The sequence below is a fragment of the Mycobacterium sp. genome, from assembly GCF_032159765.1.
In the GTDB taxonomy this organism is placed as follows: Bacteria; Actinomycetota; Actinomycetes; order Mycobacteriales; family Mycobacteriaceae; genus Mycobacterium.
This window is the reverse complement of sequence record NZ_JAVHWM010000105.1, coordinates 1-20,780: the sequence shown is the minus strand read 5'-3', so window position 1 is coordinate 20,780 and position 20,780 is coordinate 1. Positions and strand designations below refer to the sequence as shown.

Sequence of the window (20,780 nt, the reverse complement as noted above, 5' to 3'; positions counted from 1 at the left end):
CGCCGCCGCATTCCCGTCGTAGTGGTCGACGATTTCGCGGGCCAGTGCCTGGATCCGTTTGGCCATCGATCCCGGAAACCGGTGAACCGCAGGCCGTTCGGCACACAGCGCGGCGAACTTCTCCGGGTCGTAGTCGGCGATCTCGCGGGCATCGATGCCACCGATACGATCCGCGATCTTCTTCGGCCCCGCGAACGCCGTCTCCATGGGCACCTGCTGGTCCAGCAGCATGCCGATCAGCAGGGCCATCGGATTGTCGTCGAGCAGCGCATCGGCCGCCGGATCACCCACAAGCTGCAACTTCGCCACGCGGCAAGTTTAGATGCTCGCTTTTGTGACGCAGGTCTCACTAGGCTGACAGGAGTCGCCCAGTTTCGCCCAAGGTAGGAGGCATCGGTGCCCACGCCCGAACAGTATCTGGAGATTCAAGCAAGCCCGCAGTTCCAGGAATTGCGAAGTCGATTGCGTCGCTTCGTCTTTCCGATGTCAGCATTGTTCCTCATCTGGTACGGAGTCTACGTCCTCCTTGGTGCGTACGCTCACGACTTCATGGCACAGAAGGTGTGGGGCAACATCAACGTGGGCCTGATCATCGGACTGGGGCAGTTCCTCAGCACGTTCGTCATCACCGGCATCTACGTCTGGTTCGCCAATCACAAACTCGACCCTGAGGCCGCGGCGATTCGTGCGGATTGGGAGCACGCCGAAAGCGACGTTTCGTGACGAATTACGTTGCTGCCGAGTCGAGCACGGGCAACCCGTGGGTGAACATCGGCATCTTCGCGCTGTTCGTGCTCATCACGTTGTTCATCGTCATCCGCGCCAGCCAGCGCAACGCCACAGCCACCGAATTCTTCACCGCTGGGCGAGGGTTCACCGGCGCTCAGAACGGCATCGCGATCTCGGGCGATTACCTGTCCGCGGCGAGCTTCCTCGGCATCGCAGGCGCGATCGCAGTCGCCGGCTACGACGGCTTCCTTTACTCCATCGGATTCCTCGTCGCCTGGTTGGTGGCGCTGCTTCTGGTAGCCGAATTGCTGCGCAACACAGGCAAATTCACGATGGCCGACGTACTGAGCTTCCGCCTCAGGCAGCGCCCGGTGCGGGTTGCCGCGGCCACCAACACGTTGGCCGTATCGCTGTTCTACCTCCTTGCGCAGATGGCGGGTGCCGGCGGTCTGGTCGCGCTGCTGCTCAACATTCACGGCCGCTTCGGCCAAGCACTGGTCATCGTGGTCGTCGGGATCCTGATGATTACCTACGTGCTGGTCGGTGGCATGAAGGGCACCACGTGGGTGCAGATCATCAAGGCGGTGTTGCTGATCGGCGGCGCGGCGATCATGACCGTCTGGGTGCTGGCCAAGTTCGGCTTCAACTTCTCCGACATCCTCGGGTCGGCACAGGATGCCGTGCACCACTCCAAGGACAAAGCGATTGCCGCGCGTGACGTGCTCGCGCCCGGCGCTAAATACGGCACAAACGCAACGACGAAGCTGGACTTTCTATCGCTCGCACTGGCCCTCGTGCTGGGCACAGCCGGCCTGCCGCACGTGCTGATGCGCTTCTACACCGTGCCTACCGCCAAAGAAGCGCGCCGGTCTGTGGTGTGGGCGATCGCGCTCATCGGGGCCTTCTACTTGTTCACCTTGGTCCTCGGCTACGGCGCCGCGGCGCTCGTCGGACCCGGAACGATCAACTCGGCACCCGGGAAGGAGAATTCGGCCGCGCCCCTTCTCGCGTTCCACCTCGGCGGGGTAGTCCTGCTCGGTGTGATCTCCTCAGTCGCGTTCGCGACGATCCTCGCCGTCGTCGCCGGGTTGACCATCACCGCGTCGACGTCGTTCGCGCACGACATCTACGCCAGCGTGATGAAGAACGACGACGTCACCGAGGCCGAACAGGTACGCGTCTCGCGCATCACCGCCGTGGTGCTGGGCATCATCGCGATTGCGCTGGGAATCCTTGCGGCTGAACAGAATGTCGCGTTCCTCGTGGCGCTCGCGTTCGCTGTCGCCGCGGCGGCAAACTTGCCGACGATTCTGTTCTCGCTGTACTGGCGGCGGTTCAACACCCGTGGTGCGCTGTGGAGCATGTACGGCGGCCTGATCTCGACGATCGTGCTGATCATCTTCTCGCCGGCGGTGTCGGGCAACCCCAAGACGTCGATGCTCAAGAGCATGGACTTCGCGTACTTCCCGCTGTCCAACCCCGGCATCGTGTCGATCCCGCTCGCGTTCATCCTCGGAATCGTGGGCACACTCTCCTCGCGCGACACCGGCGATCCCGCGATCAGCGCCGAGATGGAAGTGCGCTCGCTGACCGGAATCGGCGCCGAAAAGGCGGTTCCAAAGTAGTCGTGTGAGTGACGGTCGATACGATCGGCTGTGCACTCAAGCCAAGGAAAGCGATTCGCGTTCGCTCTCCTGGCCTATGTATTCGCCGCGATCATGGTTGGCACGACGCTGCCGACGCCGATGTACGCGCTGTACTCCGAACGCATGCACTTCGGCGTGCTGACCACCACCGTGGTGTTCGCGACGTATGCCGGTGGCGTGCTGGCAGCGTTGCTGGCGTTCGGCCGGTGGTCGGATGCTGTCGGCCGCCGTCCGATGCTGATGCTGGCGATCGTGTGCGCACTCGTCAGCGCGATCGTGTTTATCGGCGCGACCGGCGTAAGCGAATTGCTGGTCGGGCGGCTGTTCTCCGGATTGTCGGCGGGTGTGGCCACCGGCACCGCGACCGCGGCCGTCATCGAGGCTGCTCCCGCTAACTGGCGCAACCGCGCGTCGGCCATCGCTACCACAGCGAACATCGGCGGCCTCGGACTGGGGCCGTTGCTGGCAGGCGTGCTCGTGCAATACGCGCCCGAGCCGCTGAACCTGTCCTTCATCGTCCACATCGTGCTGATGTGTCTGGCCCTGGCGTGCGTGCTCTCGGTGCCCGAAACCAGCACTCGCACCGGCGATGTCGGCTTTCAACGACTCTCGGTGCCTGCGGAGGTGCGCCCGGTGTTCGTGGTCGCGGCCATCGCCGGGTTCGCGGGCTTCGCGGTCCTCGGCCTGTTCACCGCCGTATCACCGTCATTCGTCGCCCAGATCATCGGCATTGGCAATCACGCTGTGGCCGGAGCCATCGTCTGCTCGATCTTCGCCGCCTCTGCTGTCGCTCAGTTGGCTTCCGACCGGCTCCCGGCTCGCAAGGCAGTGGCGGTGGGCTGCGCCGTACTGGTCGTGGGAGCGTTGATCATCGGTGTCTCCCTTCATTTCTCGAGTCTGGTCCTGCTCATTGTCGGCTCCGTGATCGCAGGCGTGGGCCAGGGCATCAGCTTCAGCCGCGGCCTTGCGGCGGTCGGCGAGCTGGTGCCACCGGAACGCAAGGCGGAGGTGAACTCCACCTATTTCGTCGTGGCCTATATCGCGATCTCGCTTCCTGTGATCGGGGCAGGCGTGGCTGCACAACTGTGGGGATTGCGAACCGCGGGAATCGCTTTCTCGCTGGCCGTCTCGGCACTGGCCGCGATCTGCCTGACCGCGATTCTGGTGCAGGAGTCGCGGGTCTCGCGAGAGTAGATTTCCTGCATGGCGCTGTTCCCGTCACCAGCGGAAGTTGCGCAGCAGACCCCACCCACCCGCGACCGCGCGATCGACGTCATCCGGATCGTGGCGCTGCTCGCGGTGGTGCTCGGCCACACGATCATGGCCATCAGCACGATTCGCGACGACACGTTCATCTGGGAAAACCTGCTCAGCGCGGTGCCGCCGTTCCAGGCGTTGACGTGGGTGCTGCAAATCATGCCGTTGTTTTTCTTCGCCGGGACGGCGGCGGGCGTCGACTCGTGGTCTCCCGGAAGTAGCTGGGGCGGCTGGCTGATGAAGCGGTGCACTCGCCTGTACCGACCCGTGTTCTATTACCTCGCGTTCTGGGCGGTCGCGCTGGCAGTGCTGCGGCCGCTGATGGCGACGCACGTCTACGAACCGATCGCGGCCACCAGTGTTCAGCTGTTGTGGTTTCTTGGCGCGTATGTGCTTGTGCTGGCAGCGATTCCGCTGCTGTACCGCATCACCACCACCACGCGCCTAGCCGTAAGCGTTGCTGCGGTGTACGGAGCCGTCGCCGTCGTCGACACGGTCCGGCTGAACGTCGACGGCCTGTCGGCGTTCGGCTACGTGAACATGGCTGTCTGGCTGATCCCGGGCATGTTCGGTGTCGCGTACCGACGCCGACTACTGACGTGCCGCGCAGCCGTCGCGCTAGCCGCGACGATGCTCGTCGTCGACATCCTGCTGGTCTGGCACGGGCCGTATGACCTCAGCTTCGTCGGTTACTTCGGTCAGCGGCTGTCGAACATGGTGCCGCCGTCGCTGCTTCTCGCCGGTCACGCGATCGTGCTTTGTTGCGTCGCGATCGCCCTCGCGCCCGCAATCACGCGGTGGGCGCAGCACCCGCGCGCGTGGCGGCTTGTGGCGATTGGCAATTCAGGTGCGATGACGCTGTATCTGTGGCACATGCCGGCCTTGCTCGGCATGCATCTCGCCTTCGACGCGCTCGGGGTGCCTCGTTTCGACGTCCACTCCGGCGACTTCGTCGTGTTGAGCATCGTGCAGGTGGTGTTGATGACATTGATGGTCGCGGTGCTGTTCGTCGCGCTGCGACCGCTGGAGAACAATCCGCTTCCCTTCTGGGACGGCGGATATGTCCGCGGGCCGGGTGTGCGCAGTGTCGCGGTGGGCATGCTGCTGTGTGTGGCGTCGATTGCGACGCTGCTGTCGGTCAAGGCGGGCTTGCAGGACAACGGCCTGGTCTGCGTCGGTGTGCTGCTCGGCGCTCTCGCGTCAGCGCGCGCGCTGGCGAGGGACGTGCCGGCGACGGCGACGGTGGCGCGCTAGCCGCTCTTGCGGCGGAACTCCCGGCGCTGTTCGGCAGGCCCATGGGCGCGCGGCTGCTGGGGGCCGCCGTTCTTGTGCTGTTGGCCGCCCGCCGCACGAGCGTTCTTACGTTCCAGGGCCTCGCGGAATTTGGCCTTGGTGTCGTCTTCGGGGGCGTCGTCGGATGCCATCCTGACAGGCTAACGGGTCAGCGCACTCCGGGCGGCATTCCGTAGAGGTGTGAGATCGGAAGCCGCATGAACACTCGACGATCGGTGACCATCGCACGGCGGTAATCGTCCCAATCCGGATGTTCACCTGCGATGTTGCGGTACAACGCAATCAGCGCTTCGACGCTGTCGTCGTGCGGGTCTGCGGCGGGGGGACTCAGCTCAGCATTTCCTTCTGCGACGGCGTACGACCAGCCGTCGTCGGAGCTGACGAGTATCGACGCGCGCGGATCGCGGCGCAGATTGCGCGTCTTCGCGCGCGGCTCGGTGATCGACACCTCGATCGCCGTCGCGCGCTTGTCGAAGTGGTAAGACACGTTTGACAGCTGCGGGCGGCCGTCGCGCTTGATGGTCGCCAGCACGCCCAGCGAGTTTCCGCTGATGACGGCCAGCAGCTTGTCGTCGAATGCCTGCGGGGCCATGACGTGAAAGCCTACGTTGCCGCGCTGGGTCTCTACGATTGGTGAGGTGACACGCTATGCCGCCTTCCTGCGGGGAGTGAATGTCGGTGGGGTCAACCTCAAGATGGCCGACGTGGCGACGGCACTTTCCGAAGCCGGATTCAGCAACGTCAAGACCATCCTTGCCAGCGGCAATGTGCTTCTCGAATCACGCGCCAAGGTCGACGGGGTGCGCAAGAAGGCAGAGACGGCCCTGCGCGATGCGTTCGGTTACGACGCGTGGGTATTGGCTTACGACCTGGACACCGTCTCCGCCATCTCGGCTGGATACCCGTTCAAACGTGAAGTGGCCGAGCATCATTCGTACGTGACGTTCGTCTCCGACCCCGAGGTCCTCGACGAGCTGGCCGCGATGACTCCGGGCCCCGGTGAGAAAATCGAGCGCGGCGAAGGCGTCGTCTACTGGCAGGTTGCGCGGTCGAAGACGCTTGACAGCACGATGGGCAAGACCATGGGCAAGAAGCGCTACAAGTCGTCGACCACCACCCGCAACCTGCGCACGCTCGACAAGGTGCTCAAGCCGTGAGCGGCCGGGCTGACGCCAGCGCGTTGACCGGGGTGTCCGAGACAGCGCTGCTGACGCTTCGGTCGCGGGCCACCGAAGCCCGCCGACCCGACGGGATCATCGACGATCCTGTCGCGATCGAACTGATGGACGCGATCGATTTCGACTTCTCGAAGTTCGGCCCGACACACGGCCAGGCCATGGCATTGCGCGCGGTCTCCTTCGACAACTGGACCAAGCGTTACCTCAGCGCGCATCCGGGCGCCACGGTGGTGGCGTTGGCGGAAGGCCTGCAGACCAGCTTCTGGCGGCTCGACGAGGCCGTGGGTCACGAGTTTCGTTGGCTGACGGTTGATCTGCCTCCGATCATCGAGCTACGGGAACGGTTACTGCCGTCGTCGCCGCGGATTTCCGTTCGCGCGCAGTCGGCGCTGGACTACTCGTGGATGGACGACGTCGACGCGACGCAGGGTGTGTTCATCACCACCGAGGGCCTGCTGATGTATCTGCAGCCGGAGGAGGCGCTCGGGCTGATCGCGGAGTGCGCTCGACGGTTTCCGGGCGGTCAGATGATGTTCGACCTGCCGCCGCGGTGGGCGACGACGCTCACCCGGCGCCGTTTTGTACGGTCTCTGCGCTACCGGGTGCCGGCCATGCCGTTCTCGATGTCGCCCAGCGAGATCGCAGATCTCATCAAGACGGTGCCCGGCATCCGCGCGGTCCACGACAAGCCGCTGCCCCGCGGCCGCGGAACGGTGTTCAACACGATCGTGTGGACGGCCCAGCGCCTGCCCCAGCTCGACCCGGTGCGCCCGACGAACACGCTGCTGGAATTCGGCTAGATCGCGCCGAAATCGACACCAGGGCTGTCGCGCGGCAGAAACCACAACCCTCAGGTAGATCTCGGCGCAAGCGGCGCCACGCTAGCCGTTTCCGAACGCGGCCTTGACGTAACGCACTGCTTCGGCCGACCCCACCCCGAGGGATTGCGCAGTGTCGACATAGGCGCGCGCAGCAGCGCCCATCGCGGCCGCGGCGGGGTCGACTCCGCAGACGAAGGTGCCTTTCCTGCCGCGTGTTTCGACCATTCCGGCCACTTCGAGTTCGCGGTAGGCCTTCGCCACTGTGTTGACCGCCAGACCCAGTTGGGCGGCGAGTGCACGCACGGTGGGCATCCTCGTGCCCGCGGGCAGCCGCCGGCGCCGGATTCCCTCGATGATCTGTGTTCTCAGCTGATCGAACAGCGGCGCGCTTGCAGCGGGGTCAAGCTGAAGCCAGTCGGCCAACTCGGACACCTGCTCAACATATCGCGGCTGCCAGTACCTTGGACCCGTGCGCGTGACGGTGCTCAGCGGAGCGGGAATGTCCGCAGAGAGCGGCGTCGCGACATTCCGCGACGCGCACACCGGACTCTGGGAGACATTCGACCCCGAGGAGCTGGCCACCCCGCAGGCCTGGCGGCGGCAGCCCGACGTGGTGTGGGCGTGGTATCTGTGGCGCTATCACCTGGTGAGGTCGGTCGAACCCAACGCTGGACATCGCGCGGTCGCCGACTGGGAGCGCGACGCCGAGGTCCGTGTGGTGACGCAGAACATCGACAATCTGCACGAGCGCGCGGGCAGCGGGCGTGTCGCGCACCTGCACGGCACCCTGTTCGGTTTCCGCTGCACGCGGTGCGGCACGCCGTATGAGGGCGAGATCGCCGACATGGCCGAGCCGGTGGTCGCGATCGACCCACCGCGGTGCGAGAGGTGCGGCGGGTTGATCCGTCCCGGCGTCGTGTGGTTCGGCGAGTCCCTGCCAGAGGAACCGTGGCAGGAGGCCGTCGATGCTGTCGCAGGGGCCGACGTGGTAGTCGTGGTCGGGACATCTGGAATCGTCTATCCCGCAGCGGGATTACCGTCGGCCGCCCTGGCCAACGGCATTCCGGTGGTCGAGGTCAACCCCGACAGCACTCCCCTGTCGAACAGCGCGACTGTGACGATCCGCGACACCGCCGCAAGCGCGCTGCCTGGCCTGCTGGACAGGCTGGCCGGGCTGATCCGCTGACTACGCGGGCCGCACCGCGCAACCGAGGGCAACCTCCGCGGCCGGCACCGGCACCCACCGCGGAAGCATCCAATCGCGGCGCGCCGACTGCCGGACGAAGCCCGCGTTGGCGATCGCGGTCTCGGTGTCGCGGTGGGTGTGGCAGTTGCCGGCCAGCCGCGGCCACACGGTCGCATCCGCGACGCGCTGAAGGCGCCCGCGCAGCCCGTCGCTGGCGACGTGTTCCAAGAATCGCAGCTCGCCGCCGGGCTTGACGTGTGAAAACAGTTGCCGCAGCACGCTTTCCTGGTCTGCCACTGAGCACAGCACCAGTGAGCACACCACCGCATCGAAAGGACTGCCGGGATCGAGCTCCTCGACGGTACTGTCCACCACGGTCACGGGAACAGGTGCGGTTGCCGCGGTCCGCTGGGCGATCGCGAACAGCCGAGGCTCGGGTTCGAGCGCCACCACCTCGTCGACCGTCGTCGGGTACAGCACGAAGTTGGTTCCTGTGCCCGCGCCGACCTCTAGCACCCGGCCCGACAGGCCGGCCAGGTTCTCCTGCCGCAGCTTGCGCATCGACTCCGACTCATGCGCCGACAGCACCGTCCACAGCCGGGCGAAGAACGGGTTCTCCACGCGGCTACGGGCCTGGCTCATCGCTGGGTTCCTTTGAGTTTCAACAGCGTGTCCACTGTCTCCTGCGGGCACGTGTCGTATCCGATTATCCCGCCGACGATCTGGCCGCAACATACCGCCCCGAGCACACGATCGGTGAATTCTTCGACATCACCCCACGGGAGATACGGCTTGGCGATCAGCATCGCCGCGACGCCGTGCGCCGCCGTCCACAATTCGAGCGCGACACGGGTCGGGTCGTCGCGAGTGAAAATGCCCTCGTCCATCATCGCCTCGACTCCCGCGCACATGTGTTTGAACGCAGAGCTGTTGAGCGTCATGTCGACGTCGCTGTCGGGTCGGCCCTCGCCCATCGTGGCGATGCGGTACAGCTCGGGGGTCTGCAGCGCGAAGCGGACATACGCCTGGCCGAGCGCACGCATCGTGCCGAGCGCGGTCGTTTCCTGCACGGCCGCGCGTTGCATCTCCTCGTCCAGCTTCTCGAAATACCGGGCGCATACCGCGTCAAGAAGTGCGTCCTTGTCCGTGAAGTGCAGGTAAATCGACGGCGGGGTCACCCTGACCCGTTCGGCAACCGCGCGGATGGACACCGCCTTGGCATGACCGGTCTTGAGCACCAGCTCAGTGGTGGCATCGAGAATCTCCTCGCGCAGCTGGTCGCCGGAGCCGCGCGGGGCCCTTCTCCTGCGATCGGAACTACGGACGGGCGTCGACACGCTGACCATCTTCCGTCTCGGGCACTCGGTGACGTCCTGATTCGGCTTGTGAGCTCGGCCCCGATTCGCTGATCCCGAACCGGGCGTGCAAGCGCGCCAACGGCTTCGGTGCCCACCAGTTCGCCCGCCCCAAGACATGCATGAATGCCGGGACGAGAAACATCCGGACCAGGGTGGCATCGACCAGAATCGCGACAGTCAGACCGACGCCGAACATCCGCATGAACCCGACCTGCGCGGCGATCAGCGCCGCGAACGAAATCGACATCACCAGCGCCGCGGCGGTCACCACCCGACCGGTGCGGGCGAGACCAAGTGCAACGCTCTCGTCGCTATCTGCACGGGTACGTCCCGACTCCAGCCAGAATTCGCGGATCCTGGAGAGCAGGAACACCTCGTAGTCCATCGACAGGCCGAACGCAATGCAGAACAGCAGCACCGGCATGTTGGCGACGAGGGTGCCCGTGGGCGTCGTACCGAACGCGCCAAGGTGGCCGTCCTGGAAGATCCAGACCAGTGCGCCGAAGGCGGCGGTCAGCGATAACACGTTGAGCAGCAACGCTTTCAGTGGCAGCACAACACTGCCCGTCAGCAGGAACAGCAACACGAACGTGATCAGCGCGATGACGGTCAGCACAATCGGTATGCGCGACGTTATCGCTTGGCTGCTGTCGCGATTGATCTGCGCTGTGCCGGTGAGCAACACGTCGTGCCCACCGGGGCCGCGAATTGCATGCAGCCGGTCGAGCTGAGTTTCCGACGCATCGCTGAACAGGGATGCGGTGCTGCCGATCGTCACGAAGGCGCGGCCGTCCCTGAAGTCGGTGGGTGCCGACGCCGGCCCGCGGAGCTCACCTTGCACGTAGGTGCCGTCGGGCGCCGACACCGACGACACATCGGGAACCTTGGAAAGCTCGGCGGCGTAACGACTCAGCTCCTGCGGCGGCGTCGCCGCCATGTCGGGGATCACCGCCGTGACGTTGGTGGCGGAGTCCACGTCGAAGTTCTCCCGCATCTCATCGCCCACTTGACGCGCCGACAGGGAGTGCGGCAGCACGCGGTCGTCGGGGAAGCCCCACCGCGCGCCGAGGAACGGCGCGCCGAGCACAAGCAGCAGCGCGACGATCGCGACACCCACTGGGATAGCGTGCCGCATAACGAATTTCGTGGAGCGATACCAGAAGTTCTGCTCTACCGGCTTTGGTGTCGGCTTCGGGCGCCGGAGTAGCCGGCGGCCCAGCTTCCGCACATTCAATGAGTCGAGGCGGTCACCGAACAACGCGATCGCCGCGGGGGTCACGATGATGGCCGCCGCCGCGGCGAATGCCACCACGGCGACGCCCGCATAGGCGAACGACGTCAGGAAGTACATCGGGAACAGCACCATCGCGACCATCGACAGAGCGACCGTCAGCGCCGAGAACAACACCGTTCGGCCAGCGGTCATCATCGTGCGAACGAGCGCCTGTTCGCGGCCCGAACCCTCGGCGAGCTCATCTCGGTACCGACTGATGATCAACAGCGTGTAGTCGATCGCCAACGCCAATCCCATTGCGACGCTGAGATTCAAGGCAAAGATCGAGACGTCGGTGATGAAGGTGATCGCGTGCAGCACCGCCATCGTCCCGAGGATCGCAAAACCGCCGACGGCCAACGGCAGCGCCGCGGCGATCAGACCGCCGAACACCCACACCAGCACGAGGAAGCTCAGCGGGATCGCAATCGACTCCATCAGCAACAGGTCTTTTTCGCTCTGGCCATTGATCTGGACGTAGATCATTGCTTCGCCGCCGGCCTTGACGGTCACGCCGTCGCGATCGTGGACGATGTCGTCGGTCAGCGCCTTCGCGTGCTTCTGGGCCTCGCTTTCGGTGCCATTGATGCCGGCGACGATCAGACCGGTTTTGCCGTCCTTGCTTAGCAGCGCCGGCGATGGCTGCGACGCCCAGGAGACCACCCGAGCGACGAACGGCGACGCCTGCAACTTTTGCGCGATGTCGGTGCCGGCCGCGATCGCCTGCGGGCTCTGCGCACCGGCATCGGAGGTCACGCTGATCACCAGTTCCATGTCGCCCTGATGGAACTCGTCGGCCAGGAGCTCAGACGCCTTCGCAGACTGCGAAGTCGGGTCCTGGAAGCCGCCCGCCGATAGGCTCTTCATGACCGGGATGCCGAATATGGCAGTGCCGACCATGACGAGCAATGCCACCGCGATGATCCGTCGCGGCGCGGCGATGGCAAGACGTGCGATTCCCCCGAGCACGGTGTTTCCTTCCGGGTGAGCGTCCTATCACCGATAAGTTATCAACGGTAAGTCAGCGGTGTCAACGCTGAGGCTAACCTGCAGGGGGCGCCTTCGGGTTCCCGTTCGCAGGAAAGTGAACGGATGTACCTACCCGCCGGTAAGAATTGCCACAGTTTTCCGAAACGTAACTCAAGATCCTCTTAAGCGTGACCCATAGCCTCACAGCTATGTGGATCGATGACACCAATGCTGACGTCATCAAGGTGGACTTTGAGGCGCTCTACCACGGCGATTTCCTGGTAGAGGGCGACACCTCGGAGCAGCTTGACGACTGGCCGCTAGCACCCGCGGTCTGACAAGTCGCTGAACCAGCGCTGAGGTTAGCCCAGCACTGGTGCCCGTCCGGTTCAGCCGGCACCGTCGAGTACTCCTATTCCGGCCACATCAAATCCCAGTGCAAATTGCGACGAATGGGATCGGCGCGCAGGCGCTCACCGAGAAGTACGGCGTGATGTCACCGTTCCATGCTGGCGCAGGCGGAGGCGGAGGCGGCGCAGGGACGGCCGCGACGCACGAGTTCGACGGCGCGTCGTACACGGTTCCAACGCCGCATTCGGTGGCATGACCAACCGGCGGAGAGACCAGCACAACGAACGCAAGTGGCGTACTCGCCGCCGTGGCGGCCACGGCGAATCGACTCAATTGTTCAACCATCGAGAGTCTCCTCCCGACGACCCGACCCTCTGAGGCCAAATACTAGGAGGCTGGCACGACGGTGTGTGGGGATTTAGACGAGCCCTTTAGGCCGGAACGCTCTCTTCCTCGTTCGATCCGATCATGTTGGCCAACCGGTCCTGGATCAGTTCCTCGGCTTCGCGCACGATTCGCGAGACGAGTTCGCCGACCGTCGGGATGTCGTTGATCAGCCCCATCGCGGTACCTACCGACCAGATCCCGGCGTCCACGTCGCCGATCTCATAGACCTTCACACCGCGCGTCCCGGCGACCAAATCCTTGATGTCCTCGAATTTCCCTCCGTTGTTGAGGATTTCGACGACCTCGCGCGACACCGCATTCTTGGCCACCCGCGCTGTGTTGCGCAGGGTCCGGAATATCAGGTCGGTGTCGAGCTCGGACCCCGCGACGATGGCCTCCTTGACCTTCTGATGAATCGCCGACTCGGCCGTGCACATGAACCGCGACCCCATGTTGATCCCGTCTGCGCCAAGCGCCAACGCCGCCACCAGCCCGCGCGCGTCGGCGAAGCCACCTGAGGCGATCATCGGAATGTCGATCTTCTCCGATGCCGCCGGGATCAGGATCAGGCCCGGAATGTCGTCCTCGCCCGGATGGCCCGCGCACTCGAACCCGTCAATGGAGATCCCGTCCACCCCAAGGCTTTGCGCCTTGACCGCGTGTCGCACCGACGTGCACTTGTGCAGGACCTTGATCCCGTTGTCATGAAACATCGGCAGGTGCGGCGCTGGATTGGACCCTGCCGTCTCGACGATCTTGATGTCCGCCTCGACGATCACCCGCCGGTACTCGTCATACGGCGGCGGATTGATCGTCGGCAGGATCGTCAGGTTCACGCCGAACGGCTTGTCGGTCAGGTCCCGGCACCGGGCGATCTCCCTGTCCAGATCCGCCGGCGTCGGCTGCGTCAACGCGGTGATGAAACCCAACGCACCGGAATTAGCCACCGCCGCAACGAGTTCCGCGCGGCCGACCCACTGCATGCCACCCTGGACCACCGGATGCTCAACGCCGAACGCCTCGGTGAACTTCGTCGTGATGCTCATCGGGGCTTTCTGCTCTTCGCGCGAGCGCTCATCGCGGTGCCATCCGGATCGCGCCGTCGAGGCGGATCACCTCGCCATTGAGCATCGGGTTCTCCACGATATGCACGGCCAGCGCTCCGTACTCGTCGGGCTTGCCCAGCCGGCTCGGGTGCGGGATCTGCTTGCCCAGCGATTCCTTGGCCGGGTCGGGCAGCCCCGCCAACAGCGGAGTGTCGAACAGGCCGGGGGCGATGGTCACCACGCGGATGAGATCGCGTGACAGATCACGGGCGATCGGCAGCGTCATGCCGACCACGCCTCCCTTGGACGCCGAGTACGCCGCCTGGCCGACCTGTCCATCGAACGCGGCCACCGAAGCGGTGTTGACGATCACGCCCCGCTCCCCGCCGATGGGCTCGGTCTTGGCGATGCGCTCGGCGCCGAGCCTGATCACGTTGAATGTGCCGATCAGGTTGATCTCGACGACCTTGCGGAAGGCGTCGAGCGGGAACGGGCCGTCCTTGCCCAGGGTCTTGATCGCGTTGCCGGTACCTGCGCAGTTGATGACGATGCGCAGCGGACCCAGTTTCTCAGCGGCATCGAGAGCGGCGGTGACCGCGGCCTCGTCGGTGACGTTGGTCTCGGCGAACACGGCGCGGTCGCCGAGTTCGTCGACAGCGTGCTTGCCCTTGAGGTCGAGCACGACCACCTGTGCACCCGCGTCGAGCAATCGCCTGGTGGTGGCCAGGCCTAATCCCGACGCGCCACCGGTGACGACCGCAACGGCGTCCTTGATCTCCACTGATCGGTTCCTTTCGTTCGGTCGGCACCGGACCGACCCACTGGTTGGTCGGACTATACCCAGCCCTAATCTGTAGCCATGACTGCCGAGTCCACTTCTGCTTTTCACGTCCGCGACGTCGATTCCAGCACTGACGCCTATCCGACCGTCGACGGGCTTACCGTCTCGCTCGCCGACGGCGTGCTGTCGATCACGATGGACCGCCCCGACAGCCTCAACTCGCTGACCGAAAAGATGCTCACCGGCATCGCGGACACGGTCGAGCGCGCCGGCACCGACGACCGCGTGCGTGCGGTCCGTCTGGGTGGCGCGGGGCGGGGCTTCAGTTCAGGCGCCGGCATCAGCGACGACGACCTGAAGAGCGCGAGCGGGAGCTCACACCACAGCATCATCGCCGAGGCGAATCGCGCGGCCCGCTCGATCGCCGCGCTGCCGAAGCCTGCCGTCGCCGTCGTCCACGGCCCCGCGGCAGGCGTGGGCGTGTCGTTGGCGCTGGCCTGCGACATCGTATTGGCTTCGGAGAAGGCGTTTTTCCTGCTCGCGTTCACCAAGATCGGCCTGATGCCCGACGGCGGCGCGTCGGCGTTGGTGGCCGCGGCGATAGGGCGCATTCGTGCGATGCGGATGGCGCTGCTGGCCGAGCGCATCCCCGCGTCCGAGGCCTACGAGCTAGGGCTGGTGACCGCGGTCCATCCCGCCGACACGTTCGACGCAGAGGTCGACAAGGTGCTGACGACGCTGGTCAACGGTCCAGCCGCCGCGTTGCGCAAGACCAAGGAGGCGATCAACGCCGCCACGCTCACCGAACTCGAGGGGGCGTTCGTCCGCGAGCTGGCCGGACAGTCAGAGCTGATCAGATCCAGCGACTTCAAAGAGGGCACGCTGGCGTTCCAGCAGCGCCGCACCCCGAAATTCACCGACAGCTAGGCGCGCCCTCGCCTTTCCCCCGCGAGCGTGCGTGTCTGCGGCCGACGCGCCGCGAGTTGACCAACCAACACGCACGCTCGCGCATGAAGCGACCGACAGCTAGGCGCCGTACTTCTCGTCGATCAGCGTGGCGAGCAGCGCAAGCTGTTCCGCGTCCAGCTCCGGCTGCGGCAGCACGCCACGCACAAGAGCAGCGCCGTCGAAGGTGTTGATGAGTGTCATGACGAGCACGCCGAGCGTTTTGTCCGGCACACTTTCGGTACCCGGTTGCGCGCGCACAGCGTCATAGATCTTCTCCCCATACTCGGTGAGTACGTCTTGCAAAGTGGCCCTGAGCTTTTCGTCGGTACGAGCTGCGATCATCAGCTCGTACATCACGGCATTCACAGGGTTGCGGGTGACGTCGCGCAGGATGGCCAACAAGGCGTCGAGAGCCGGCCGGTCCGCTGGTATCTCGGCGGCCCGCTTGCTGCCGAGCTCGACCTGCCGGCGCAGCACTTCGTATGCAGTCGCCGCCATGAAGTCGCCCATGGTGTCGAAGTGCCGGAAGAGGGCACCCACCGATACGCCCGCGCGCTTGGTAATCACCGCCGCCGACGCGCGCGCATACCCGACCTCGACGATCGTGTCGATGCTGGCGTCCAATAGCTTTGCGACGGTCTCGTCGCGGCGCTGCTGCTGTGTTCTTGGCACGTCAAACTCCGACTGAGACAGGCTGTCTGCCGGCCCGCAAGAATCGGCCCGACTTCGCCGTCGTGCCATAGCCTTCGCGGAACTCGCCGTTGCGGAACACCACTATTCCACCGACACCCGTCGCGACGACGGTCGCGTCGTTGCGATTGACCATCCGGCTCAGGCCGCCGTAGAACGGCACCGTCTCCTCGTGGTACCCGTCCACCGAGTCATCGAGAGCGGCAGGATCGATCACCACGAAGTCGGCGCGGTCACCCTTGCGCAACGTGCCGGCAGCGAGGCCGAACCAATCGGCCACCTCAGCGGTCAGCCGGTGCACCGCGTGCTGCGTCGTCATGAACGGATCTCCGGCTTTCTCGGCCTCCAGCACGCGCTTGAGCAGTCGCAACGAGAAGTTGTAAAACGCCATGTTGCGCAGGTGTGCGCCGGCGTCGGAGAACCCCATGTGGACGTTCGGCTCGATGGCGAGCCTGTTGAGGTACTTCGGTCGGTGGTTCGCGACGGTGGTGGTCCAGCGGACGTTGCGCTCACCGTTTTCGACGAGCACATCGAGGAACGCGTCGAGCGGATGCAGCCCGCGTGCTTTTGCGATCTGCCCGAAACTCTTGCCCACCAACGATTTGTCGGGGCATTCGACGATGACGGCATCGTGGAAATCGCGGTGCCACAACGACGGACCGAGCTTGATCTTGTCGAACTGCTTGCGGAAGCGGCGCCGGTACTCCTTGTCGGCCAGCAGCTTGTTGCGGTCGAGCTCGTCGCGCAGGTGCAGGGCGGCGGTGCCCGCTCCGAACTCCTCGAATACCGGCAGATCGATTCCGTCGGAATACAACTCGAAGGGAACAGGAAGATGCTGAAAGCGGATGTGGGAGTTGAGAATCCTGTTCAACAGCCGGGTGCCGGGCCCGAACACGTGCACGGCACCCTCGTTGGACTTCGCGTCGGCCGACACGAGCAGGCTCATCCGAACACCCTTGCGGCGCCCGAATATTCCGCTGCTGGTGAGGAAGAACATGAGGGCCGAGATCGGGTTCTTGACGTCGGGCGCGCTCTGCAGAATCCGGCCGCGCTTACGCAACACCTTGATCAGGCGGCGACGCTCACGCCACGTCGCGAATGTCGATGGCAGAGCACGGGACCGGAAGCGCTCGCCGTCGAGCTTGTCGATCGCTGCATCCATGCCCGACATGCCGAGCATGCCCGCGTCCAGGGCTTCGTCGAGCAACCGCGCCATCTTCTCCAACTCGGCGTCAGTCGGCCGCACCCCCTCGGTGGTCGCTCGCTCGAGCCCGAGCACAGAGGTCCGCAGGTCCGAATGACCCAGCATGGACCCGACATTCGGCCCCAGCGGCAACTCGTCCAGCGCGCGGACATAATCACCCGGCCCCGACCACGTCTTCTTCGCGTTCAGCGCGCCGAGTACGTACTCGCGGGGCACCGCTTCGACGCGGCTGAAGAGGTCGGCCGCGTCTTCGGAGTCAGCGTAGATAGTCGACAGCGAGCAGTTCCCCAACAGAACCGTCGTGACGCCGTGCCGCACCGATTCGCGCAGGCCCGGATCGAGGAGGATCTCGGCGTCGTAGTGCGTGTGCACGTCGATGAACCCCGGCGTCACCCACTTGCCTGCCGCGTCGATGACGTCCGGGCAGCCGGTCTCATCCAGCGCGTCGGCGGAGACCTCCGACAGCACGCCGTCTCGGATGCCCAGGTTGCGGGTGCGCGGTGGCGCGCCCGTTCCGTCGAACCACAGGGCGTTGCGAATGATCACGTCGTAGGTCATGACGGAAGCCTAACAAAGATAGTGAGTGCTCGCAATCTTTAATTCCCGGTGAACATCGGCGGCAAGCCGAGCACCATGACCAGACCCCAGATGAGGTGCGTCAACACGGGTGCCAACACTCCTCCGGTAGCGCGACGCTCCAGTGCGCACACAGTGCCGAGGAGGATCGCCGCGAATCCGAGCATCGGGTTCCCGCTTGCCAGCGTCGCACCGATGTAGAGGACGGTTGAGACGACCACCGGGTGGAAGCCGCCTAGGGCGGTGTACAGCGCGCCACGGAAGAACAGCTCTTCGGCGACCCCGTTGACCAGCGTGATCACCACCACCAGCCACAGCGAGCCGTAGTTCGCATACTCCAGGACCCGGGCGATCAGGTCGTGGATGGGCGGGATCTCGCGGACCACCAGGCCGCCCACCACGAACAGGGTAGCCAGCGCCAGGCCGATACTCAGGCCGAGGATCACGGGCCGCTGGTTGCGGCCCCTCCAACGGATGCAACCCAAGTGCACGGGGCCGGAGAGGTACGCACCGCCGCCCCAGACTGCGGCTTGAAGGAAGGTGAGCCAGTAGAACGACGCGTCGCCGGGCTTCCGGGTCAACGAGATCCCGAGAACGACTGCGCCGGCGACGAGCACGATCCCGACGATGATGCGGCGTCGCAGCACCAGCGACGGCGGCTCGTGGTGCGGAACCGCGACGGTCGTCGCCACGGCTCTGAGCTCGTCGAGCAATCCGGGCGAGGCCGTCGTCACGCCGACTTGCCGTTCGGCTTGAATTCGGCCAACAGGTCGAATCCGGTGCGTAGGACGCCCGCGACCGGGCCTGGCACCAGGTTCACCAGCCCGAGCGCCGGCTTCGTGGCCGGCGCCACCGTCTTGGCCAGCCGCTGCAAGGCGAGCACGTCGCCGCCCGCCCAGTCCGGATCGCTGTCGGCAAGATGGTGCGGATCGGCCAGTGCGTTGACGGGCGCAGGCTTGCCCGAGGACAGCGATGCCGCAATCGCGTCTGCGATCGGCGTCCGGCCGCCCGGTGGCTCGGGTAGCACCTGGTCGAGGCTGTGGCCGGAGGCCTGCATCGGGAAGTCCAGCGATTGGACGAGGTCGGCGGCGAGGCCGCCGGGCACGGGCAGCGCGATCGCGGTGACCTTCGACAGCAGGCCGGTGTCGATACCGCGGACGGACAGCCCCGCTCGCCAGGTCTTCCTTTTTCGCGCGTAAGCGAACAGCAGATCGCGGTATGTCGTGGTCTCGGGACCGGCGATGTCGTAGGCGCCCGCGGGAACTCGGTGCGAATCTGCCGCGGCGACAAGGTAATACAGCACGTCCCGAATCGAAATCGGGTCCATCGGATTTTTGGCCCACGGCAACAGCGGAAACAGCACGAACCGATCGCCGACGTACCGCAGCATCTCGAATGACGTCGACCCGGCGCCGATGATCATCGCGGCTCCCAGCCACACCAGCTCGGGGCCGCCGTCGATGGTGAGCGCCTCGGCCACCTCGGCGCGGCCGGCCAGGTGTTCGGAAAGGTCGTCGCCATCGGGCACGAATCCGCCCAGGTAAACGATGCGTTTGACGCCCGCCGCCGTCGCCGCCGTCGCCACGTTGGAGGCCGCCCGGTTGTCGGCTGCGCGAAAATCCGGCTGGCCGATTCCATGCACGAGGTAGTAGACGACGTCGAGGGGACCGGCGTCGGAGAATGCCGTTGCCGTCGCGTCCGGGTCGCTGGCATCGAGCCGGACCGCTTTGACTTCGCTTGCCCAGCCGAATCGCTTGATTTTGGCTGGGTTTCGGGTCGCAGTGACGACGTCGTGGCCCTCGGCCAGCAGCGCTGCGACCAAGCGCGAGCCGACGTAGCCAGTCGCGCCGGTGACGAGGACTCGCACGTTTCCCACGCTAGGGGATTACCCAAGATTGCCGCGATTGGGTATCTGCTTCCTAGGCTGTTGCATAAATCACTAAGAGAAGGAGCGCCGATAGTGGCCACGCTGCACTGCGGGGACCGGGAACTGCCGCTGACGTTCACCAACGAATCGCTCGCCCACCTGCAGGCCGCGGTGCATCGCCGCTTCAGGATGGCCGGCGGGTTCTTCCTCACCGGTACGTACACGGACGACGACGGCAACGACGTCACGGTGTCGCACTGGCTTCACCCCACTGCCCAGCTGTCTTTCCACTACGACGTGCGCGATGACGGCGGTGATCGGATATCCCCGGTCGAGCTCGATTACGAGCGGGTGGACGCCATTTTGGACGCGATGGCGAGGCCGGTCGGCGTGCGTGACGACAGTGATGTGTGGCTGAGTTTCAGGGAGAAACTGTGACCAATCCGGCGACTGCGATTTTGCTGTTGTAGGACCGATGCCCATACCATTCTTGCGACCTGAGATGTTGAGGAGCAGGAAGTGAAGACTCGCACCCATAAAGCAATAGGTGCCGCCGCGGCCATCGCGGCGATCATGGCCTCGGTGCCGATGGCCATCAATGCCGACGCTGACCCGGCGCCCACGGCGGAGTTCCCCGAGCCTGAGGGCCCCGGCTGCGACGCGTTCAAGGCGACGATGCCGACGTACAAGAGCCTGCATGAAGCGCAGACCGGCCAGGCGCTGGCGGCCATCAAGGACATCAGCACGTTCTATTCAGCGGTTTCGGGCCAGCTCAACCCCGCGGTGAACACCGTGCCGATGCTTGACAACGGTCCGTACGTGATCTTCGCGCCCAGCAATGAGGCGTTCGCGGCGCTGGATCCGGCCAAGCTGCAAGCGCTGAAGGCTGACCCGGCGGGGCTGGGCAAGCTGGTCAACTACCACGTGTTCCTCGGCCTGCTGGGCCCGGACGACGTGCACGGTCAGCGGCCAAGCCAGGAAGGCGCCGAGATCAAGGTCACCGGTAAGGGCGGCGACGTGAAGGTCAACGACACCGCGAAGGTCGTTTGCGGCGGCATCATTTCCGGCCATGCACGGATCTACATCATCGACACGGTGCTGGACCCGGCTGATCCCCCGGAGGCGATCACGCCGACCGTGAGCGGCAGCTCCAGCACGTCGACCTCGACGACCACGAGCACGTCCACGTCGACGAGCGCGCCGTCGCCGGTGCCGGCGCC

The 20,780-nt window shown here is 65.3% G+C and carries 25 protein-coding genes; 12 read left to right on the top strand and 13 right to left on the bottom strand.

What is annotated here, in order from left to right; genetic code table 11:
- Positions 1-309: HhH-GPD-type base excision DNA repair protein (locus QOH60_RS11745; protein ID WP_526420389.1), on the bottom strand; the 309-nt coding region annotated here is incomplete at its 3' end.
- 87 nt (positions 310-396) lie between these two features.
- Here QOH60_RS11745 and QOH60_RS11740 point away from each other — a divergent pair.
- The 4 genes from QOH60_RS11740 to QOH60_RS11725 are packed head-to-tail and all read left to right on the top strand — an operon-like array spanning position 397 to position 4,886.
- Positions 397-723, top strand: coding sequence for a DUF485 domain-containing protein (locus QOH60_RS11740; protein WP_526420387.1), 327 nt, complete (start codon positions 397-399; stop codon positions 721-723).
- Positions 720-2,354, top strand: coding sequence for a monocarboxylic acid transporter (locus QOH60_RS11735; protein WP_526420385.1), 1,635 nt, complete (start codon positions 720-722; stop codon positions 2,352-2,354). The genes QOH60_RS11740 and QOH60_RS11735 overlap by 4 nt, the downstream gene beginning before the upstream one ends.
- Positions 2,355-2,384: 30 nt before the next feature.
- Positions 2,385-3,569, top strand: a complete 1,185-nt coding sequence (locus QOH60_RS11730) for an MFS transporter (protein ID WP_526420383.1) — start codon at positions 2,385-2,387, stop codon at positions 3,567-3,569.
- A gap of 9 nt (positions 3,570-3,578) precedes the next feature.
- Positions 3,579-4,886 (top strand): acyltransferase family protein, encoded by a 1,308-nt coding sequence (locus QOH60_RS11725; protein ID WP_526420381.1) that lies wholly within the window; start codon positions 3,579-3,581, stop codon positions 4,884-4,886.
- Here QOH60_RS11725 and QOH60_RS11720 read toward each other — a convergent pair.
- Entirely contained in the window at positions 4,883-5,056 is a 174-nt protein-coding gene (locus QOH60_RS11720; protein WP_526420379.1) for a DUF5302 family protein, read from the bottom strand. The two genes, QOH60_RS11725 and QOH60_RS11720, sit on opposite strands and share 4 nt — an antisense overlap.
- Before the next feature lie 17 nt (positions 5,057-5,073).
- Positions 5,074-5,517 (bottom strand): PPOX class F420-dependent oxidoreductase, encoded by a 444-nt coding sequence (locus tag QOH60_RS11715; protein WP_526420377.1) that lies wholly within the window; start codon positions 5,515-5,517, stop codon positions 5,074-5,076.
- A 46-nt stretch (positions 5,518-5,563) separates the two neighbouring features.
- Between QOH60_RS11715 and QOH60_RS11710 the strand changes: the two genes are divergently transcribed.
- Together QOH60_RS11710 and QOH60_RS11705 are read left to right on the top strand one after the other, a co-directional pair.
- Entirely contained in the window at positions 5,564-6,082 is a 519-nt protein-coding gene (locus tag QOH60_RS11710) for a DUF1697 domain-containing protein (protein ID WP_526420375.1), read from the top strand.
- On the top strand, positions 6,079-6,903 hold the full coding sequence (locus QOH60_RS11705) for a class I SAM-dependent methyltransferase (protein WP_526420373.1): 825 nt from the start codon (positions 6,079-6,081) through the stop codon (positions 6,901-6,903). Before QOH60_RS11710 ends, QOH60_RS11705 begins: the two co-directional genes overlap by 4 nt.
- A gap of 81 nt (positions 6,904-6,984) precedes the next feature.
- Here the strand turns inward: QOH60_RS11705 and QOH60_RS11700 are convergent, their stop codons facing one another.
- The gene (locus QOH60_RS11700) at positions 6,985-7,356 is read right to left on the bottom strand and encodes an Rv1152 family transcriptional regulator (protein WP_526420371.1); all 372 of its coding nucleotides are present in this window, start codon (positions 7,354-7,356) and stop codon (positions 6,985-6,987) included.
- A 37-nt stretch (positions 7,357-7,393) separates the two neighbouring features.
- Here QOH60_RS11700 and QOH60_RS11695 point away from each other — a divergent pair, with 37 nt between their 5' ends.
- A complete protein-coding gene (locus tag QOH60_RS11695; RefSeq protein ID WP_526420369.1) occupies positions 7,394-8,110 on the top strand; it encodes an SIR2 family NAD-dependent protein deacylase in 717 nt (238 codons plus the stop codon).
- Here QOH60_RS11695 and QOH60_RS11690 read toward each other — a convergent pair whose 3' ends face one another.
- The 3 genes from QOH60_RS11690 to QOH60_RS11680 are packed head-to-tail and all read right to left on the bottom strand — an operon-like array spanning position 8,111 to position 11,710.
- Positions 8,111-8,752, bottom strand: coding sequence for a class I SAM-dependent methyltransferase (locus QOH60_RS11690; protein ID WP_526420367.1), 642 nt, complete (start codon positions 8,750-8,752; stop codon positions 8,111-8,113). It lies immediately after the preceding gene.
- Complete coding sequence (locus tag QOH60_RS11685; protein ID WP_526420365.1) at positions 8,749-9,447, bottom strand: TetR/AcrR family transcriptional regulator; 699 nt, start codon at positions 9,445-9,447, stop codon at positions 8,749-8,751. The genes QOH60_RS11690 and QOH60_RS11685 overlap by 4 nt, the downstream gene beginning before the upstream one ends.
- Positions 9,428-11,710: an MMPL family transporter gene (locus tag QOH60_RS11680; protein ID WP_526420363.1), complete on the bottom strand. Its 2,283-nt coding sequence runs from the start codon at positions 11,708-11,710 to the stop codon at positions 9,428-9,430. The genes QOH60_RS11685 and QOH60_RS11680 overlap by 20 nt, the downstream gene beginning before the upstream one ends.
- 209 nt (positions 11,711-11,919) lie before the next feature.
- Between QOH60_RS11680 and QOH60_RS11675 the strand changes: the two genes are divergently transcribed.
- Positions 11,920-12,048 (top strand): hypothetical protein, encoded by a 129-nt coding sequence (locus QOH60_RS11675; RefSeq protein ID WP_526420361.1) that lies wholly within the window; start codon positions 11,920-11,922, stop codon positions 12,046-12,048.
- 98 nt (positions 12,049-12,146) lie between these two features.
- Positions 12,147-12,317 (top strand): hypothetical protein, encoded by a 171-nt coding sequence (locus tag QOH60_RS11670; protein ID WP_526420359.1) that lies wholly within the window; start codon positions 12,147-12,149, stop codon positions 12,315-12,317.
- Between the two features lie 175 nt (positions 12,318-12,492).
- Here the strand turns inward: QOH60_RS11670 and QOH60_RS11665 are convergent, their stop codons facing one another.
- Positions 12,493-13,494, bottom strand: coding sequence for an NAD(P)H-dependent flavin oxidoreductase (locus QOH60_RS11665; protein ID WP_526420357.1), 1,002 nt, complete (start codon positions 13,492-13,494; stop codon positions 12,493-12,495).
- Positions 13,495-13,522: 28 nt separating this feature from the next.
- Complete coding sequence (locus QOH60_RS11660; RefSeq protein ID WP_526420355.1) at positions 13,523-14,275, bottom strand: 3-hydroxyacyl-CoA dehydrogenase; 753 nt, start codon at positions 14,273-14,275, stop codon at positions 13,523-13,525.
- Positions 14,276-14,353: 78 nt separating this feature from the next.
- Between QOH60_RS11660 and QOH60_RS11655 the strand changes: the two genes are divergently transcribed.
- Complete coding sequence (locus QOH60_RS11655) at positions 14,354-15,202, top strand: enoyl-CoA hydratase/isomerase family protein (RefSeq protein WP_526420353.1); 849 nt, start codon at positions 14,354-14,356, stop codon at positions 15,200-15,202.
- Positions 15,203-15,301: 99 nt separating this feature from the next.
- Here the strand turns inward: QOH60_RS11655 and QOH60_RS11650 are convergent, their stop codons facing one another.
- From QOH60_RS11650 to QOH60_RS11635, 4 genes are read right to left on the bottom strand one after another with little or no spacing between them, the layout of a single operon-like run.
- Positions 15,302-15,895, bottom strand: a complete 594-nt coding sequence (locus tag QOH60_RS11650) for a TetR/AcrR family transcriptional regulator (RefSeq protein ID WP_526420351.1) — start codon at positions 15,893-15,895, stop codon at positions 15,302-15,304.
- A gap of 1 nt (position 15,896) precedes the next feature.
- On the bottom strand, positions 15,897-17,675 hold the full coding sequence (locus QOH60_RS11645; RefSeq protein ID WP_526420349.1) for an N-acyl-D-amino-acid deacylase family protein: 1,779 nt from the start codon (positions 17,673-17,675) through the stop codon (positions 15,897-15,899).
- Positions 17,676-17,713: 38 nt separating this feature from the next.
- Positions 17,714-18,427: a CPBP family intramembrane glutamic endopeptidase gene (locus tag QOH60_RS11640; protein ID WP_526420347.1), complete on the bottom strand. Its 714-nt coding sequence runs from the start codon at positions 18,425-18,427 to the stop codon at positions 17,714-17,716.
- On the bottom strand, positions 18,424-19,569 hold the full coding sequence (locus tag QOH60_RS11635; RefSeq protein ID WP_526420345.1) for an NAD(P)H-binding protein: 1,146 nt from the start codon (positions 19,567-19,569) through the stop codon (positions 18,424-18,426). Before QOH60_RS11635 ends, QOH60_RS11640 begins: the two co-directional genes overlap by 4 nt.
- Positions 19,570-19,653: 84 nt before the next feature.
- Here QOH60_RS11635 and QOH60_RS11630 point away from each other — a divergent pair, with 84 nt between their 5' ends.
- Positions 19,654-19,998 (top strand): DUF7882 family protein, encoded by a 345-nt coding sequence (locus tag QOH60_RS11630; protein ID WP_526420343.1) that lies wholly within the window; start codon positions 19,654-19,656, stop codon positions 19,996-19,998.
- Positions 19,999-20,079: 81 nt separating this feature from the next.
- Positions 20,080-20,780 (top strand): fasciclin domain-containing protein (locus QOH60_RS11625; RefSeq protein WP_526420341.1); only part of this gene is annotated, 701 nt, incomplete at its 3' end.

What these genes read in the sequence shown, in the direction of transcription:
- QOH60_RS11725 (WP_526420381.1), top strand. Translation starts at nt 3,579, where the DNA reads ATGGCGCTGTTCCCGTCACCAGCGGAAGTTGCGCAGCAGACCCCACCC.
- QOH60_RS11720 (WP_526420379.1), bottom strand. Translation starts at nt 5,056, where the DNA reads ATGGCATCCGACGACGCCCCCGAAGACGACACCAAGGCCAAATTCCGC.
- QOH60_RS11715 (WP_526420377.1), bottom strand. Translation starts at nt 5,517, where the DNA reads ATGGCCCCGCAGGCATTCGACGACAAGCTGCTGGCCGTCATCAGCGGA.
- QOH60_RS11690 (WP_526420367.1), bottom strand. Translation starts at nt 8,752, where the DNA reads ATGAGCCAGGCCCGTAGCCGCGTGGAGAACCCGTTCTTCGCCCGGCTG.
- QOH60_RS11675 (WP_526420361.1), top strand. Translation starts at nt 11,920, where the DNA reads ATGTGGATCGATGACACCAATGCTGACGTCATCAAGGTGGACTTTGAG.
- QOH60_RS11665 (WP_526420357.1), bottom strand. Translation starts at nt 13,494, where the DNA reads ATGAGCATCACGACGAAGTTCACCGAGGCGTTCGGCGTTGAGCATCCG.
- QOH60_RS11655 (WP_526420353.1), top strand. Translation starts at nt 14,354, where the DNA reads ATGACTGCCGAGTCCACTTCTGCTTTTCACGTCCGCGACGTCGATTCC.
- QOH60_RS11645 (WP_526420349.1), bottom strand. Translation starts at nt 17,675, where the DNA reads ATGACCTACGACGTGATCATTCGCAACGCCCTGTGGTTCGACGGAACG.